The sequence below is a fragment of the Parasphingorhabdus sp. genome, from assembly GCF_036963805.1.
Taxonomy (GTDB): domain Bacteria; phylum Pseudomonadota; class Alphaproteobacteria; order Sphingomonadales; family Sphingomonadaceae; genus Parasphingorhabdus.
The window spans coordinates 326,661-343,731 of record NZ_JBALUN010000002.1 but is presented as its reverse complement, the minus strand read 5'-3'; the positions used below and the strand labels follow the sequence as shown (position 1 = coordinate 343,731).

Annotated in this window: 15 protein-coding genes; 2 read left to right on the top strand and 13 right to left on the bottom strand. The window is 52.0% G+C overall.

What is annotated here, in order from left to right; translation table 11 throughout:
* The first annotated feature begins 13 nt into the window (after nt 1–13).
* Nucleotides 14–1,003, top strand: a complete 990-nt coding sequence (locus tag V7676_RS08265; RefSeq protein ID WP_335659217.1) for a type II secretion system F family protein — start codon at nt 14–16, stop codon at nt 1,001–1,003.
* Between the two features lie 63 nt (nt 1,004–1,066).
* Here V7676_RS08265 and V7676_RS08260 read toward each other — a convergent pair whose 3' ends face one another.
* From V7676_RS08260 to infA, 6 genes are all read right to left on the bottom strand, one after another.
* Entirely contained in the window at nt 1,067–1,525 is a 459-nt protein-coding gene (locus V7676_RS08260; protein ID WP_335659216.1) for a MarR family winged helix-turn-helix transcriptional regulator, read from the bottom strand.
* A 9-nt stretch (nt 1,526–1,534) separates the two neighbouring features.
* Nucleotides 1,535–3,622, bottom strand: coding sequence for a TonB-dependent receptor (locus tag V7676_RS08255; RefSeq protein ID WP_335659215.1), 2,088 nt, complete (start codon nt 3,620–3,622; stop codon nt 1,535–1,537).
* A complete protein-coding gene (maiA, locus tag V7676_RS08250) occupies nt 3,619–4,254 on the bottom strand; it encodes a maleylacetoacetate isomerase (protein ID WP_335659214.1) in 636 nt (211 codons plus the stop codon). The genes V7676_RS08255 and maiA overlap by 4 nt, the downstream gene beginning before the upstream one ends.
* 72 nt (nt 4,255–4,326) lie before the next feature.
* The gene (locus tag V7676_RS08245; RefSeq protein ID WP_335659213.1) at nt 4,327–5,337 is read right to left on the bottom strand and encodes a ribonuclease E/G; all 1,011 of its coding nucleotides are present in this window, start codon (nt 5,335–5,337) and stop codon (nt 4,327–4,329) included.
* A complete protein-coding gene (locus tag V7676_RS08240; protein ID WP_335659212.1) occupies nt 5,330–5,902 on the bottom strand; it encodes a Maf family protein in 573 nt (190 codons plus the stop codon). Before V7676_RS08240 ends, V7676_RS08245 begins: the two co-directional genes overlap by 8 nt.
* Nucleotides 5,903–5,917: 15 nt before the next feature.
* A complete protein-coding gene (infA, locus tag V7676_RS08235; protein ID WP_108810762.1) occupies nt 5,918–6,136 on the bottom strand; it encodes a translation initiation factor IF-1 in 219 nt (72 codons plus the stop codon).
* Nucleotides 6,137–6,363: 227 nt separating this feature from the next.
* Between infA and V7676_RS08230 the strand changes: the two genes are divergently transcribed.
* Nucleotides 6,364–8,931, top strand: coding sequence for a TonB-dependent receptor (locus tag V7676_RS08230; RefSeq protein ID WP_335659211.1), 2,568 nt, complete (start codon nt 6,364–6,366; stop codon nt 8,929–8,931).
* A 221-nt stretch (nt 8,932–9,152) separates the two neighbouring features.
* Here the strand turns inward: V7676_RS08230 and V7676_RS08225 are convergent, their stop codons facing one another.
* The 7 genes from V7676_RS08225 to hisG form a co-directional block, all read right to left on the bottom strand.
* Nucleotides 9,153–10,028 carry a transcriptional regulator gene (locus tag V7676_RS08225; protein WP_335659210.1) on the bottom strand — a complete coding sequence of 292 codons (876 nt, stop codon included), beginning with the start codon at nt 10,026–10,028 and terminating at the stop codon, nt 9,153–9,155.
* Nucleotides 10,025–11,242, bottom strand: coding sequence for a GNAT family N-acetyltransferase (locus V7676_RS08220; RefSeq protein WP_335659209.1), 1,218 nt, complete (start codon nt 11,240–11,242; stop codon nt 10,025–10,027). The genes V7676_RS08225 and V7676_RS08220 overlap by 4 nt, the downstream gene beginning before the upstream one ends.
* 138 nt (nt 11,243–11,380) lie before the next feature.
* Entirely contained in the window at nt 11,381–13,501 is a 2,121-nt protein-coding gene (locus V7676_RS08215; protein WP_335659208.1) for a sodium-translocating pyrophosphatase, read from the bottom strand.
* A 121-nt stretch (nt 13,502–13,622) separates the two neighbouring features.
* Nucleotides 13,623–14,555, bottom strand: coding sequence for a thiamine-phosphate kinase (gene thiL, locus V7676_RS08210; RefSeq protein ID WP_335659207.1), 933 nt, complete (start codon nt 14,553–14,555; stop codon nt 13,623–13,625).
* Nucleotides 14,556–14,648: 93 nt separating this feature from the next.
* On the bottom strand, nt 14,649–15,098 hold the full coding sequence (gene nusB, locus V7676_RS08205) for a transcription antitermination factor NusB (RefSeq protein WP_335659206.1): 450 nt from the start codon (nt 15,096–15,098) through the stop codon (nt 14,649–14,651).
* A complete protein-coding gene (gene hisD / locus V7676_RS08200) occupies nt 15,095–16,387 on the bottom strand; it encodes a histidinol dehydrogenase (protein WP_335659205.1) in 1,293 nt (430 codons plus the stop codon). Before hisD ends, nusB begins: the two co-directional genes overlap by 4 nt.
* Entirely contained in the window at nt 16,387–17,037 is a 651-nt protein-coding gene (gene hisG, locus V7676_RS08195) for an ATP phosphoribosyltransferase (RefSeq protein WP_335659204.1), read from the bottom strand. The genes hisD and hisG overlap by 1 nt, the downstream gene beginning before the upstream one ends.
* Nucleotides 17,038–17,071 lie beyond the last annotated feature (34 nt).

The window sequence follows — 17,071 nt, the reverse complement described above, 5'->3', positions numbered from 1 at the left end:
AAGGTGTAGTGCAATGACCCAAGCTGGTGGTCCAACATTATTTGGAATAGATGTCCTCTGGGTAGCTACCATTATGGCTGCTGTTGCGACGTTAGCTGTTATGTTTGCAATCTACGCCGCTGTCACCGTCCGCGATCCTATGGCTAAGCGTGTCAAATCACTGAACCAACGGCGCGAACAGCTAAAAGCTGGTATTTCTGCTTCTACAACCAAGAAGCGCGCCAAGCTGATCCATAAAAATGACACGACAGACCGTATGCGTGGGATGCTGTCGTCTCTAAAAGTATTGCAAGACGACCAGCTGAAAGAATCTCAACAAAGATTGGCGCAGGCTGGTATTCGTTCAAAAGATTTGGCCTATGCGATTATTTTCAGCCGCTTAGTTCTTCCAATCGTTTTGGGCGGCGGCGCAGCGCTTGCGATTTATGGCTTTGGCTATCTGCCTGATTGGACACCAGTTAAAAAATTCGCTGTATTCGCAGGTGCCGTAATTTTAGGCTATAAAGGCGCGGATATTTACCTGAATAACTTGATTTCCAAGCGGACCGATCTGGTTCGAAAAGGCCTGCCTGATGCCATCGATCTATTGGTCATTTGCGCCGAGGCCGGTTTAACCGTCGATGCCGCCTTTGCCCGCGTAGCCAAGGAACTTGGTGACGCTTATCCTGAACTGGGGGACGAATTCTCGCTTACTTCCATCGAACTAGGCTTTCTGACCGAACGTCGTCAGGCATTTGAAAATCTTGCCTACCGTGTTGCGTTAGACCATGTCAAAGGCGTGGTAACAACCATGATCCAAACCGAAAAATATGGTACGCCCCTGGCCTCATCCCTTCGCGTTCTTTCAGCCGAGTTCCGAAACGACAGGATGATGCGCGCAGAAGAAAAAGCAGCGCGATTACCTGCGATCATGACGATCCCATTGATCCTCTTCATTCTGCCCGTTTTGTTCATCGTGATCCTTGGGCCTGCAGCATGTTCCATATCGGATACGATGTTGTAGCAAGAATCAGAAAAGCAAAAAAAAGGAGCGGCCTTCAACAGCCGCTCTTTTTTGTGTGTCTAGCTAACGCTTGAATGTTTGACTGGCAGCAATTTCATCCGCGGAATTTTTTATCTTCCCCAACATATTGGACAACAGCTTTTGATCATCGGCGGTCAAAACGGCCATGATCTTCTTTTCCATAACCTCCGCCGTCGGCATAATCTGGTTATAAAGGTCGCGGCCGGTCTGGCTTAAAACCAAATGGTGGGAACGACCATCAGCATTATTCGGGCTTCTTCCCAGCAATGCGCGATCAACCAAAGCCTTGACGGCGCGGTTGACGGTGACCTTGTCCATCAAAGTCGCTTCGACGAGCTGCCGCTGCGTGGAAGATCCCTGATTACCGAGAACGGCCATGATCCGCCATTCCGGTATCTTCAATCCGAAGCGACTTTTATATTCATTGGAGATCAGATCACTCACTGCATTGGATGAAGTGGATAATTGATAAGGAAGGAAATCATTAAGGTTTGTGGTCATATATAATATTTATTCAATTTTGGTGCGAAGTCCAATCCAAAATGTCCTTGGAAACGCCCTTTCTATAATATTTCTGCTTATTGCTGTCTCTACCCGCGCATTAAGCAGGTTTTCAACCCGTCCTTCGATCAACAACCGATTATTCACTGCAAAACCTATGCGTCCGTCCATGGTAAAAGCGTCATCAAGACGGCTGATATTTTGGTCATCTTCAAACTGGCTACCAATATACCGCAGCGAGATTGCTGCGCCGGTACCATTCTCCTGTTCCCAAATCAGGCTAGCAGAAGCATTATGGTCCGGTATCTGCGCCGGACGCAGTCCGTCAATCGCAGCGGCATCACCGGACGCGTTTACTTCGGCATCGACATAGGAATAGGCGGCGCGGGCCGTAAGATTATTGATCAGGGTTCCAAGGTCAAATTCAGCGTCAATTTCTACGCCCTTGGACTCGATTGACCCCAGATTTTGTCGCTGGCTATAGGTCCCGTTTGCTGAGACAAAACCGACGCCAGGAAATGATCCCGGACCATTGGCCAGCGTAACATTAGCAACGGCATCATCCAGCTGATTATAAAAAGCGGTCACTCCAATCGAAACCGTCTCGCTCGCCCAATCCATTCCCAGTTCGGCACCCTTCATCCGCTCTGGTTCCAGCAATTCATTGGCTGCCGTCGCATCATCACCCACGCGAAAGGGGCGGAATAATTCGTTAAGCGTCGGCAAACGCCAACCAAGATAGGCTGCCCCGCGCAATGTTATCTGATCGGTCGCATCAAATGCGAAACCTCCACGGGCCGTAAATTCGGTGCCGTCACGATTAGCATATTGTTCATCCGTCCGTACCGAACCCGGGAAAGGATTGATAAGTTCAATCTCTTTTCGAAAGCCGTGATCAATAGTCCAAAAATCAACGCGTCCACCGCCGGTGAGCGTCAACCTTTCGCTAGCCTGCACACTACCCTCAACAAACCCGCCATAGGTTGCGGTCGAACCTCCTGCGTTCCTGCTGCGACGCGGTGTATCATCGTCGAGGAAGAAGAAATTCTCTTTCGTCTCCCCTTCCGTACGCCGCCAATCACCGCCAATACGCAGTTCAACATTCTCGGCCACCGGAGGCCGCACTTCAAAACGGGCGCCTAGCCCCGTGGATGGAACGCTATATTGTTCAAAAACGCGGGAGACGCTGTTTCGATCATCCGCGACGCCGCCAAAGCTCACATCAAAATTGCGGATCTGCACATAGGCCAGAGCGGACCATTGCCAGCCGGCATCCGAACGATTGACCAGCCGGATGCTCGCATCCGCGCCGTCATTATGGTTATCGCTAAAAGCAAAACCCCGTTCCCGATCATCGGTAAAGGCTCGGACATTGGCTTGCAGTTCGGTATTTTCCGTAAGCGGCGCAACATAGCGCACAGCGATACCGGCTTGCTCATATTCCGCCTGACGATCAACATCTCCCCGTTGGCTTTCAACAATCGGAATAAAGCCGTCGCCCCGCGCATAATTGGCGGAAATGGTCAACTGTCCCTGCCCCAGTTCGCGGACGAAGAGCAAATCGGCATCGAGGCTGTTTCGACTGCCATAGGCCGCCCCCAGCTCGATCAAATTTCCCACGTCTTTGCTAAAAAGTTCAATGGTTCCGGCAATTGCTCCGGAACCTTCTGGGCCGCTGCCACCGCCCCGCGTTACCCGAGCAGAGCTCAGTGCCAAAGCATCATAGCCGGGCCATGCAACCCAGCCGCCAAATGGATCGGCTTGCGGAACGCCATCAAGCAACAATACCGCACGTGAAGAGGCATTGCCGCCCAAACCGCGTATCGTAATGCCCTGACTGGTAGGATTAGCGGTGCGCGCATCGGACCGCCGGAACTGCTGAAGTCCGGGGATATTACGCAACGCATTCTCAATCCGCTCACCTTTATCCAGTGCAACGACGGTGGTGCTGTAAACCTCATCAGCCTCCGGCAATGGCAGACCTGTAACCGTAATTTCCGCCGATGACGTAAGTTCGTCCCCAGCTTCGGCCCACAGCGGAGAAGTCACAAGGAAGCTAGAGGCGAGTAACGGCAAAGCCAGAATAGATTTTTTCATTCTGCTGGTTTTACCTGTTCGGGCGCGGCGTCATGAAACGCCTTTAGTAAATTACAAGCCGCATCAATCCGCACAAGTTTCGGGAAAGCCGCCATATCTGTTTCAAAGCGCAGAGCGTTATAGATTTGCGGAACCAGACAAACATCTGCCAGATTAGGCGCATCTCCACCGAAAAATCCAACATCCGGCGCCATGGCTTCCAATGCTTTAAAGCCTTCACTGACCCAGTGACGATACCAGATATCAATCGCTTCCTGATTCTGGCCCATTTCATGTTTCAGATATTTCAACATCCGCAAATTGTTCATCGGATGAATATCCGACGCGACCACCAACGCCTGAGCCAGTGTCTTGCTCCGTTCCAGCGGGTCGCTCGACACCATCGGCGGTTCAGGGAATTTTGCGTCCAGATAGTCGATGATCGCGAGTGACTGGGTCAGGTCATGCCCGTCAATATGCAGCATAGGAACAAAGCCTTGCGGATTGCGAGCGATATAGTCTGCCTGCTTCGTGCTACCATCAAGCAGATTTTTTGAAACCGACCGATAAGAGACGCCCTTAAGGTTGAGCGCAATGCGGACGCGATAGCTGGCAGAACTGCGCCAATAGTCGTAAAGTGTGATATCTGTCATGCGAACCTGACCATCTAAGAAAAGCTGACCGGCTTGTGCAGAGCGAGCGATCAAAATGCAAGTGCATCCCGGTTAAGCGGTCGTAATTTGCCCGGAATGCAGCCCTATATCGCCCTTGCCTTCTACCGAAACAGTGCGGCCGGTTTGTTTGGCTAATTTATCCAGCCATTCAGACCGACAGTCTAGTTCTGCAGCAATGGCGGGATGAACAGACATCTGAATAGCGCCTGTGCCCTGTGTTCGCGCCGCCTGTCGCAATAGCGCAAGAGTGGCATTTAAAAGCTTATCCGCCTGCATGATTTCAAGAACAGACGGACCGGTCTTGCGCGCAACCACCTGCATGAGGCCGAAGCCATTTATCGCCGTCCGTTCGCACTTGCCGGTCATATAGCTATCAAATATCGCACAAATCTCTGTTCGATCGGACTTGGCTTCCAAGCTAGGGAAGTCCACCGCAACAGACCCACCAATATCAAGCCGTGTCAGCGCCATTGCGCCCTCTTTCGCCGCACGTTTCGCCAGTTCAATTGGCGCGAGCGGCCCATCCACATCAATCACAGTCATCGCGGGCGTGAGGGATATCAGCAAATTTCCACCGTCAAAATCTATCCGTCCGGTTTCGGCCTGCTCCATCGCTTCATGCCAGCCATATGCCGCCAATATATCCGCCTCATGGGCCTGAACATGGCGGATCGGCTCGCCGCTCTGTTCGATATGATCTAACAGGCTTAGCCCTATTGAAAGCGCACTACCCTCGTCCGCTGGCCGCGCCTTTGCCCGCTTCGATTGCCCGCCTTTTTCGTTGAGCGCCTCGCGTATAATTTCTATCCGCAATTTGGCACCCTCGGTCAAGCCTTTTGGTAGTGGCTGCAGCAAAGCCTCTTCACCGCTTTCCAGCGTTACAATACCGGATTTTCCTGCAACCCATTGCTGTGTGAATTGTACGTCAACTACGGCACCCAGCTTTGCACTGCCTCTATCCCGTTCGACCCGGACAGCAACCAGCTCGCCTTGTAAGACACGCAGCGCGCGGTTTTCACCGATACCAGCTTCATAAAGCCAGCCATTTTGAAAATCAGTCAATGGAATAACCGGAGCTGATCAACAGATTTCGCGTCTCATAAAGCGGCAAGCCCATGATACCGCTAAAGCTACCGGAAATTGAAACGACAAAAGCCTCCGCCATGCCTTGAATGGCATAGCCGCCTGCTTTGCCCAACCCTTCACCGGATTTGATGTAAGCATCAATCTCGCTGTCATGAAAACGCTTGAACTTGATAATGCTATCAGAAAACTTTGTACGCATTGTGCCATCTGCAGCAATCACACAAACCGATGATATGGTGTGATGTCGCCGCCCGCCCAGTAGTTTCAAGAATTTGCGCTGATCAGCCGCGTCTTCCGCCTTGCCCAATATCCGCCGGCCAACCGCCACAATGGTGTCGCCCGCGATTAATATTTCATCAGCGGCGCGTTCAACAGCAGCCGCCTTTTCCTGCGCCATGCGAATAACATAGTCACGCGGAAGCTCCGCCTTTAGCGGGGTTTCGTCAATATCTGGAGATATGATCCGGTCAGGCTTCGCCCCCAACCGGCCAAGCAGTTCCAACCGCCGCGGGCTGGAGGAAGCGAGGACTAGCCGCGTCACGGCGCTAAGCCCCGCTTACTTGAAGCGATAGGTGATACGACCTTTGGTCAGGTCATAAGGCGTGAGTTCAACGAGCACTTCATCGCCCACCAGTACACGGATGCGGTTTTTGCGCATCTTGCCAGCGGTATGGCCAAGAACTTCATGACCATTTTCCAATTCGACCCGGAACATCGCGTTGGGGAGTAATTCGCGAATCATCCCCTTCATTTCCAATAATTCTTCTTTTGCCATCCGGCTTTACTACATCCCTATTGATTCGTGGAGTTTTCCACGTGTTGCGGTGCGCCATAAACCCAATTTTGACAAAAGGGAAGGATTTGCTGCGTACCCCGTTGTTGCGGCCCGCCACCTGCGACAAATTATTACAAAGATTCAATTGATGACAGAGCCATAGCAAGGCATTTCCGGCCTGTCCCCAGATCCCCCTGATTAGTTTAGTTTATATAAGAGCAAATAATATGATGCGATCCTCTCCCAAGCTTTTCGGTGCCAGCATGCTGGTGCTTTCCTTGATAAATGTTGCTCCTGCTTATGCGCAATTAAGCGACGACGATCTTTATAATGAAGATATCATCGTCAATGCGGAGCGCCCACGCGGATCGGTAATCACCGAAGTTCCACCGCTAATTGAGTTGGATGCAGGTGAAATCGCTAGCTATGGTGCCTCTTCCGTTGCAGATTTATTGGATGCGCTGACATCCCAAACCAGTTCCAATCGCGGGCGCGGCAGCGGTCGGCCAATAATTTTGATCAACGGCCAGCGCATATCGGGTTTCCGCGAAATCCGTGATCTTCCCTCGGAAGCCATAAAAAATGTGCAGGTTTTCCCTGAAGAACTGGCGCTCCAATATGGCTATCGTCCCGACCAGCGGGTCATTAATTTTATTTTAAAAGACGGCTATGTCGGATTTAACGCAGAGGCGGAATATGGCGTCCCCACACGCGGCGACCAAGGCCAGTCCGAACTGGAATCAACCTTCACAAAAATCGGCGAAAACAGCCGCTTAAATGTGAACATCGAATATCAGAACAAAACCGCCATCACGGAAGCAGAACGCGGAATCATCCAGAGTGACGCCGCTGCTGCAGTCAATCTTGGCAATTTCCGCACGCTCAGCGCCCCGTCAGATAATGTAGAACTGAACACCAGCTATAGCCGTTCGCTTGGCAACGGCACGTCCCTGTCGTTTAACGGCGGCTATGTTTACGATAAATCACGCGCCCTTTTCGGCCTGTCCAGCGGCACAGTCGATATCCCGGCAACCAGCCCGTTTGCGACGTCGGCAGATGACGAAAGCCTGTTTCGCTATTTTACCCAATTTAACCCGCTGCGTAAAATTGTGGAAACCAACACGATCCAAGGCGGTGCTGCGCTTAACGGCAGCTTCTCGCGCTGGAACTATTCGCTGACTGCGGATTACGCAAGGACACGGGTGGATACCGCCACCGATAACTCCGGCGACTTAAGCGCGCTTCAGGCCGCCATAGACAATGGGACGGCCGACCCGTTTGCAACGGACTATGGAATTTTATTATCGGCTCCCGTCACCGATCAAGCGCGCTCAATCAGCAATAGCCTGACCAGCATAGCTACACTTTCCGGCACATTGCTCAACCTGCCATCCGGGTCCGTCAATACAACCCTCCGCGCTGGTTACAGCCGACAGGATCTCGATAGCCGTGATATTACTGCAGGCGTCACCACACTCAGTAATTTGGGCCGTGACAATTTTAATGCCAGCATCAATCTCGATATCCCCCTAGCCAACGAGAATATCGATGTTGTCGAAGCTATTGGTGAACTATCGATCAATGGCAACCTAGGCTATAGTGAGCTGTCAGACTTTGGTGGACTGGTCGAATTTGGCTTTGGTTTGAACTGGGAACCGTTGGACGGACTGGTATTCACCGCTTCCGCCATTGGCGAGGAAGCGGCCCCGACAATCCAACAGCTAGGCAATCCGGTGATCGTCACGCCCAATGTGACCGTCTATGATTTTACCAATGGCGAGACGGTATTGGCCAATATTACAACCGGCGGGAATCTCAACCTTCCGGCAGAAAAACGGCGAGATATCAAGCTGGCGGCCAGTTACAGCCCGAAATTTTTAGATGATTTCACATTTCTGGCCGAATATATTCGCAACAATAGCAAAAATGTCGCATCCAGTTTTCCTCTTCTGACCGAAGAAATTGAAGCCGCCTTTCCTGATCGTGTGACACGGGATAATGATGGGCGTCTCATCGCAATCGACCAGCGCCCGGTCAATTATAGCAATGTGCGTAGCGAGAGTATCCGCTATGGTTTTGATTTTTCCAAACGCTTTGACGAGCAACGCGGCGGTGGTCCGCCAGGTGGTCGCGCGGGCGGTGGTAATCGCCCCGATCGTGCACCGGCGGGTAATAATGCCAGTCCGTCACAAGAAGGCGGAACCCCGCCCCCGGGCGGCGAAGCTGGCCCCGATAGTGCACCACCTAAAAGCAGTTTATCCGCAGATGCACGCCCCGCTCGACAGGGCGGTGGTGGTGGTCCCGGCAGACCGAGTGGTGGTCGTTGGCAGCTTGGGGCCTATCATACGGTCCGTTTGGCGGAGAGCATATTAATCCGTCCGGGCGTAGAAGAGCTCGATCTGCTAGACGGTTCGGCTATCGGATCAACGGGCGGCAGTGCCCGCCACAAATTCGAGCTAGATGGCGGATGGTTCAACAATGGTATCGGTTTTCGGGTACGGGGAGAACATCAGACCGCTACGCGGGTGAATGGCGGGCTGACCAGCTCTGATCTACGCTTTTCCGATTTGACGACGCTCAACCTGCGGATGTTTGTCAATCTCGATGACCGCGGCAATTTGACCGAAAAATATAAATTCCTGAAAGGTAGCGCGATCTCACTTCGTATCGATAATGTTTTTAACGATATTCAGGACGTTCGCGACAGCAACGGATTGGTCCCGCTCAGCTATCAAACTGGCTATGTCGATCCGGTCGGACGCTATGTCGAGCTAAGCTTTCGCAAGAGATTCTAAGCGATAGATCAAAGGAACAGACGGCTTTCCTACAGCGGCGATATTATGATAGATTAGACCGGTTCTTTCTCAGCTTTGAATAATGGATAATCTCCCACACCATCGATAAACTAGTGGGTTCTGTGTGAATTTTGGACCAAGGATACGGAGGAGAAAAAGCGCGAAAAAGCGCGCTTCTTTTGTAGATTTGGTCCAAAGTTCAACGCAAATCGAAGTTCACACTATTTCGCCAAATGCAGTTTCCGTAACGCACGCCAACTCAGCGCCTTCATTCTATTTTGTTTCGGGAACCGACCCGGCATAATGGGGCTCACCCCCCAGCGACGCAGCATGTGATTAAACGCATGGGCATCCGCCTCGGCAAAGCTCCAGTCAGACCGCCACGTAATCGAGAGAGATATGCTCGGCACAGCGCCGTTTTTCACGAAATGCGGCGCCATTACCGGCACAAAAATCGCTTTTCCGGCCGTAAGATGGAAAGCTTGTCCCTGATCACTAAATGCATCATTCCAAACCAGATTACGCGGGCCGCCCGTATGATAGGACTCATGCGCCGAGGCCGGTGCAAATCGTTCATCCCCAGCAGGGAAAACCATCATCGTCTTTTCACCGCGCAATTGCAGCAGGATATTATGTTCTGGATCGAAATGATAGGGGGTCATCGCATGGGGTGAAGACACGAAAATAAAGCCCTGTGGCCGCAACATCTTGCCGGTCTTGCTCTCCAATATCGGTTTGATTTCGGAGAGCAAATCAAGCAGCAGCGCTTCATATTCCGGAACCTGCTCGATATTTTTCAGGACAGCCCAGCTTGCCGAATTTTCAATCATCAAAATTGTATCAGCGATAGTCATTCCGTTATCAGGCACGTCTTTCGGGTCTATTCCCACCGGCAAATCACCGGGATTATATTCTACGCTTGCCTTGGGAAGCGCTGCCCCGAGTTTAGCCAGAGCATCGAGGGTCAGCAGATCATGTGCCGCCATATCATGGTTCAACAACCGGGGCTGTTCGGGGTAACAATTGGCAAATATTTCCCGTGTATCGTCTGCAAAAACCGGCCTGCTAAAGGTGTCTTTTCCCGTGATCTGGTTCATAGCTTCACCTGAGAGATATCGATAATTTCGCGCTTTTTGATATGGGCCATTAAACCCTCGCCCAAACGCACGCCGCGGAATACGGCTGTCCGCGACAATCCTTTTAGTTCAATAGAAAAGCGGCCAATATGGCGGCGGCCTGACCACAGACTGTCAATCATGGGGTGCCCTTCTGCAGCACAGCTATCCATCCAGTATATATCGGGTTGTCCCAGAATTTTAAGATTTTCCAGTTGGAGCAATACGCCGGGAGAAAATCGTGCATAATCATCATCAAAGGCTGTTTTGAAAGAAAAGCTCCCCGGTGCAGAATGGAAATTTACCAGCATTGCTAGTGGCTTACCATCCAGCCGCAGATCATGGCGTTCAAGCTGGCCGGAACATGCCGCGCCTGTCAAAGCCTCACAGAAGAAGGGGCGTGTGTCGTCGGAACAATCAAGGGCAGACCCCTCCTGCCCTTTCCAGCTTCGCCGTTCCAGTTGCAGAAATTCATCAATCCAGGCGTCCAGTCCGGTCGCGCCATTAACATGCGAATAGGTTACCTCGCCCATCTCGCCCAGTCGTTTGGCCTGCCGGCGTATTTCTTTGCGTTTTTTGGACCGGACCGTTTCGGCATAATAAGCGTCGGCATCGAGGTTGCTCTCCAGTAACGCCCGAGCCTCGCTATGCACAAGATCGCAGCGGCGCTTTTGCCGGACACATACCGACCGCAAAGCCTGATCAAGCGGCCCGCCGACTGTCATACCCCTTATATGCAAGAATCCCCGCCAGCTTGTGGCGTCTAGCTGCTCGAACAAGACGGTCCAGAATTGATTCTCAAAGCCCTTGCGCACCAACGGCGTGCCCAGAAAACTGTTATGATGGGTCCAGTTCTGGACAAACGGCACTGGCCAGGAACCAAATTGCCGGAACGGGCCTATGGGCAGTAGCCCAAGCAAGTCGGACTTATTGGGAAGCCCTGCCCAATATAGAAACAGGCTGAGCTGCGGTTCCGTATCGAAATGTTCCAATGCCGGGTTGAGCGCCCAATGTTCATAGAAGACATTGGGCTCAGCCGCATTACGGGCGAGCTTCTGCCATGATGACAGCAATTCGTCGCTCATCGCAGCAATGGGCAATAATTCCGATGTCGCTGAACTATTCAGGCACACGCGGTCAGAGGTGTCATAATAGTTCACCTCGTCACATTGCGTCCGGAAACCGCCTGCATCCATTTCATACTACCTTCGCTAGCTGCATAAATTTGCTAGCAAAAATAGGGTAATAACCGATTAACGACGATAATTTTCTACACCCAAAAGAAAACCCCGCCGGAATCTCTTCCAGCGGGGTCTGTTCAACCGATATGTAGCTTATGCCAAACCGCCATGCGCCAGCGCTGCGAGGAGCAGCAAGGCAACAATATTGGTAATTTTGATCATCGGGTTCACTGCTGGACCTGCGGTATCCTTATAAGGATCACCCACAGTATCGCCCGTCACAGCGGCATGATGGGCATCGGAGCCCTTACCGCCATGATTGCCGTCTTCGATATATTTCTTCGCATTATCCCATGCACCGCCGCCTGCTGTCATCGACAAGGCAACGAACAGACCGGAGACGATTACACCAAGGAGCAAAGCGCCCAAAGCTGCAAAGCCATTGGTCTGACCCGCAACAGCGGTAATCACGAAATAGACCACGATAGGCGCCAGAACCGGAAGCAGGGATGGCAGGATCATTTCCTTAATCGCCGCTTTCGTAACCAGATCCACCGTACGCGCATAGTTAGGACGCGAAGTGCCCGCCATAATGCCCGGATCACTTGCAAACTGCTCGCGAACGTCTTTTACAACGTCACCCGCAGCACGGCCAACAGCGGTCATACCCATCGAACCGAACAGATACGGAAGAAGCGCACCCAGCAGCAATCCGACAATCACATAAGGGTTTTCAAGGCTGAAACTGACTTCAAGGTTCGGGAAGAACTCCTTCAGATCAGCAGTATAGGCGGAGAAAAGCACCAGTGCAGCGAGACCGGCAGAACCAATGGCATAGCCTTTGGTCACAGCCTTTGTGGTATTGCCCACAGCATCCAGCGCATCGGTTTTCTGCCGTACGCTATCATCCAGACCTGCCATTTCAGCAATACCGCCGGCATTATCTGTAACAGGACCATAAGCATCAAGTGCGACAACCATACCGGCCAAAGCCAACATGGCGGTTGCTGCAAATGCTATACCGATCAAACCCGCAAGCTGGAAAGCGATGACGATACCGACAACGATAACCAACGTTGGCAAAGCCGTCGCTTCCATCGAAATAGCCAGACCCTGGATCACGTTTGTACCATGACCGGTTTCTGATGATTTAGCGATAGAACGCACCGGGCGATATTGGGTGCCGGTATAATATTCGGTAATCCAAATGATCAAACCAGTAACTGCCAAACCAACCATCATCGACCAGAACAAGGCCATGCCGGTAAATCCGCCAGTGCCATCAAGCCCAGCACCAATCGTCACATTCATGTCGCCAAGCGTCCGCATGGTTACATAATAAATGGCCGGAATGGAAAGGACAGCGGTTGTAATGAAGCCTTTATACAAGGCCCCCATGATATTGTTGCTGCTACCCAAACGGACCATATAGGTACCGATAATGGAAGTCAGGATGCAAACACCGCCAACAATCAAAGGCAATGCCATGAGATCGTTCAGCATGACGTTGCCGACGAGATCGCCAAAGGTCAGAGCCAAGAGCACCATTGTCGCACCAACGGTCACAACATAGGTTTCGAACAAATCGGCAGCCATACCAGCACAGTCACCAACATTATCACCGACATTATCGGCGATAGTAGCGGGATTGCGTGGATCATCTTCGGGGATGCCTGCTTCGACCTTACCGACCAAATCAGCGCCAACGTCAGCCGCTTTGGTAAAGATACCGCCGCCAAGCCGTGCAAAGATAGAGATCAGCGAAGCGCCAAAGGCCAGAGCCACCAGCGAGTCGATAACGGTCCGGCTTTTCGCCTCAAGGCCCATCTGGGTGGTTAGCACCCAAAAGAAGATCGAGATGGCGAGAAGGGCAAGACCGGCAACCAGCATGCCTGTCACGGCACCAGCGCGAAACGCTACCGTAAGACCTGTTTGCAAGCTTTCGCTAGCGCCCTGAGCCGTCCGGACATTGGCACGAACCGAGATGTTCATGCCGATATAACCCGCAACGCCGGAAAGAATGGCACCTACTAAAAATCCGACTGTTGAAATCGGACCGAGAAACAAGAAAACTAGAACAGCAACAACGACACCGACCATGCCGATCGCGCGATATTGCCGGTTCAGATAGGCTTGTGCGCCTTCCTGAATAGCGGCAGCAATGTCCTGCATTTTTTCATTACCGGCAGGCGCGCTGAGCACCTGTCGGCTTGTTACAAAGCCATATAAAACGGCAACTAAGCCGCAAATTATTGAAATGGTGACAACAGTCATTGCTGTGCTTCTCCCCTATGTTATTAATGCGAAATTCCCCAAATTTGGGGTAATCTCACAGAAACTTATAAGGCGTGAAGCGCTTGGCGCAAGCTCTGTTTTTACATGCCGTTGCGAGCCATCAGGCGTGCACGAAACCAAGAGTTTCGGGTAGACTGATCCGTTCGCCCTTTTGCACCAACGATACGCCCGATCCAGGCCGACACTTGCCGATCAACGTCAGTTCCGTTGGCAAGACTGTTTCGGGGCTAGCCGTTAGCAGCAATTGATAATCATCACCGCCGGTAGCCGCGTTCATGCGCGCCTCTTCATCATCGCCAAACAGCGCTTTATACGATTGTGACAAAGGAATCCGGTCCAGATCAATTTCCAGATTGACGCCGCTGGCGCTTGCGATCCGTGACGCATCAAGCAAAAGCCCGTCGGACACATCCATCATCGCGCTGACCAACGAGGACAAAGCCCGACCAGCATCCAATCTGGGTTGTGGCCGGTTATAAGCCCTTAACAATGCAGCCGATGTCTCCATATCCGAAGCATGGGCCTTGCCGGTTGCCAACTGCAATCCAGCCCATGCATCACCGATATTCCCGGTGACATAAATACTATGCCCCGGAGCCGCGCCGCAGCGCGCCGGTATGATATGGCCCTTAGCTTCGCCAAAAGCGGTCAACGCCAATGTTCGTTTTCCATCCCCCACAGAGACAGTATCACCGCCGAGCAATGGAACACAAAAATGCGTTATCGCTTCTTTTAGCCCAAGGATAAAAGCAGTATCCCAAGTGTCATCGCCAGCACGGCTATACCCCATTAACATGCCAAGCGGCTTTGCCCCTTTAGCTGCAAGATCAGACAGATTTACAGCAATGAGTTTCCACGCCACATCTGCGGGGTCCGCAGTGGACAGAAAATGCACATCTTCAACGAGCATATCATGGGTCATCACCAATTTGTGCCGTCCAAATGGTAATACAGCCGCGTCGTCGGATAATCCACGCGCAGCCGGATGGGTTGCCAGTATTTTCAACTGGTCAATAAAATCTAATTCTGTCAATCGGGGCCCCACTTACTAAGAAAGATGTGCCCCACATCAGTTACTAACACTCATACTCCCCTGCCAAGCAGGGACGTGTTAAAAGGCAGCCCCTCAGCTGCCCCGTACCTGCTTCGCTATTGCATCCAGCAATCCATTGACGAAGCCGCTATCCTTTTTGTTAAAAAAGGCATGTGCAACGTCGACATACTCATTGATCACTGTCGCCGTCGGGACATCGTCCCGAGCCATTAATTCAAAAGCGCCTGCGCGCAATATTTGCAACATAGTTTTGTCGAGACGCCCTATAGACCAGCCAGATGCCAGTTTGCTTGTAACAAGCGCATCAATTTCGTCCCGCTTTTCCGAAACTCCAATGACGATCTCGTCAAAAAACTCGACTTCAACGGGTTGATATTGCTCATCCTCAATCTCTGCGCCAAGTCTATGGTCGTGAAATTCTTTTAACAGCCGCGGAACCGGTGTCTTTTCCATATGATGCTGAAACAGCGCTTGCACAGCGGCAAGACGAGCGGTGGATCGAGTGTTTGATTTTGCGGTCATCGGTTCAATCTCTTCCTAACGCTTGCAGCATGAGCAGGCAAACCTTCTGCTTCGGCGAGGGCGACAGCCGCCGGACCAATTTTTTCAAGCGCGGCTTCATCGCATTCCAGAAAACTGGTGCGTTTCATGAAGTCGGTAACCGACAACCCTGACGAGAATCGTGCGCGCCGTCCGGTTGGCAGCACATGATTGGGGCCTGCGACATAATCTCCAATAGCTTCCGGTGTATGGCGGCCCATAAATACAGAACCAGCATGTCGGACTTTGTCGAACAAAGCCTGCGGATTATCGCAAGCCAGTTCAAGATGCTCTGCGGCCAGCCGGTCAACCAGAGGCAAGGCTTTCTCCAACCGGTCAACCAATATGATGGCGCCGTTGTCATTCCAGCTTCGGGTAGCGGTTTTACTTGTCGCTAATTCGGCAAGCTGAGCATCTATACGGCTTGAGACCTGATCCGCAAAAGTGGCATCATCGGTAAATAAAATCGACTGGCTGGTTGGATCATGTTCCGCCTGCGACAATAAATCAGCAGCAATCCAGTCGGGATTATTTTGATTATCGGCAACAACGACAATCTCTGACGGCCCAGCAACCATGTCAATGCCGACGACACCGTAAACCTGCCGCTTAGCCTCAGCCACCCATGCGTTTCCCGGGCCAGTTATAACATCGACGGGAGTAATTTTTTCGGTACCGAAGGCGAGTGCCGCGACTGCTTGTGCGCCGCCAATTCGCCAAATTTCATCAACACCGGCAATTTGTGCAGCGGCCAGAACCAACGGGTTCATTTCTCCACCGGGCGTTGGCGTTACCATGATGATACGATCCACGCCGGCAACCTTGGCGGGTATCGCGTTCATCAAGACAGATGACGGATAGGCTGCGCGCCCCCCCGGAATATATATTCCGGCGCGCTCTACCGCATTCCAGCGCGCGCCAATGCGCACACCGGCATCATCGCGATAGTCGCGATTATCGGGTACTTGTCCTTCGTGATAATCACGGATGCGAATGGCCGCGAGTTCCAAAGCAATACGTAAATTGGGATCGAGCCCCTCTAGCGCCGCTTCACATTCCAGTTGGGAAACCTGCCATCCTGTAAAATCCAGATCATGCCCGTCAAATTTCTGGGTCAACCGCGACAAAGCTTCATCGCCATTGGCGCGAACGGCTTTGATGATGGCCACAACATCTGCCGATATATCTTCATCTGTCTCTCGCCGAGCATTGACCAGCGTGTCAAAGGCTTCGGCAAAACCGGCATCGGATATGGAAAGTCGCAAAGCCACTAGGCCTGCCCCACTAACTCACGGAATTTCTGAACAAGCGCGGTCAGTTCCTGACTGCGCATCTTAAAGGCTGCGCGATTCACTACCAATCGCGCGGAAATATCAATAATCCGGTCCGTTTCGACCAGATTATTCGCTTTCAGCGTATTTCCAGACTCCACAAGATCGACAATATGACGCGACAAACCAAGCGACGGCGCAAGCTCCATCGCTCCGTTCAGCTTCACGCATTCTGCTTGAATTCCCTGCGCTTCAAAATGGCGGCTGGTGAGATTTGGGTATTTGGTAGCAACACGGATATGCGAGATATTGCTTATTTGTTCCGCATCATCTTTGGGCTGTGCAACCGACAGACGGCAGCGGCCAATGCCCAAATCAACAGGGGCATAAAGCTCACTATAGCCGAATTCCTCAACCACATCGGAACCGACAATCCCAATTTGGGCTGCGCCATGGGCGACAAAGGTCGCCACATCAAAAGCGCGAACCCGGATGATCGAGACATGCGGCTGATTGGTGCCGAACATCAGGCTACGGTTCGCCTTGTCAAAAAATTCGGGTGCGGGCTCAATCCCGACCTTCGCCAACATAGGCAAAGCTTCGTCGAGAATCCGTCCCTTGGGGATTGCAAAGATCAGGGGTTTGGTCATAGTTGCCGGGGCTTTAGGACTTCCCAAAGGAAAG

Excerpts from the sequence above, each read along its gene's own strand:
- V7676_RS08265 (WP_335659217.1), top strand. The coding sequence starts at position 14 with ATGACCCAAGCTGGTGGTCCAACATTATTTGGAATAGATGTCCTCTGG.
- V7676_RS08260 (WP_335659216.1), bottom strand. The coding sequence starts at position 1,525 with ATGACCACAAACCTTAATGATTTCCTTCCTTATCAATTATCCACTTCA.
- V7676_RS08255 (WP_335659215.1), bottom strand. The coding sequence starts at position 3,622 with ATGAAAAAATCTATTCTGGCTTTGCCGTTACTCGCCTCTAGCTTCCTT.
- maiA (WP_335659214.1), bottom strand. The coding sequence starts at position 4,254 with ATGACAGATATCACACTTTACGACTATTGGCGCAGTTCTGCCAGCTAT.
- infA (WP_108810762.1), bottom strand. The coding sequence starts at position 6,136 with ATGGCAAAAGAAGAATTATTGGAAATGAAGGGGATGATTCGCGAATTA.
- V7676_RS08230 (WP_335659211.1), top strand. The coding sequence starts at position 6,364 with ATGATGCGATCCTCTCCCAAGCTTTTCGGTGCCAGCATGCTGGTGCTT.
- V7676_RS08225 (WP_335659210.1), bottom strand. The coding sequence starts at position 10,028 with ATGAACCAGATCACGGGAAAAGACACCTTTAGCAGGCCGGTTTTTGCA.
- V7676_RS08220 (WP_335659209.1), bottom strand. The coding sequence starts at position 11,242 with ATGGATGCAGGCGGTTTCCGGACGCAATGTGACGAGGTGAACTATTAT.
- V7676_RS08215 (WP_335659208.1), bottom strand. The coding sequence starts at position 13,501 with ATGACTGTTGTCACCATTTCAATAATTTGCGGCTTAGTTGCCGTTTTA.
- nusB (WP_335659206.1), bottom strand. The coding sequence starts at position 15,098 with ATGACCGCAAAATCAAACACTCGATCCACCGCTCGTCTTGCCGCTGTG.
- hisG (WP_335659204.1), bottom strand. The coding sequence starts at position 17,037 with ATGACCAAACCCCTGATCTTTGCAATCCCCAAGGGACGGATTCTCGAC.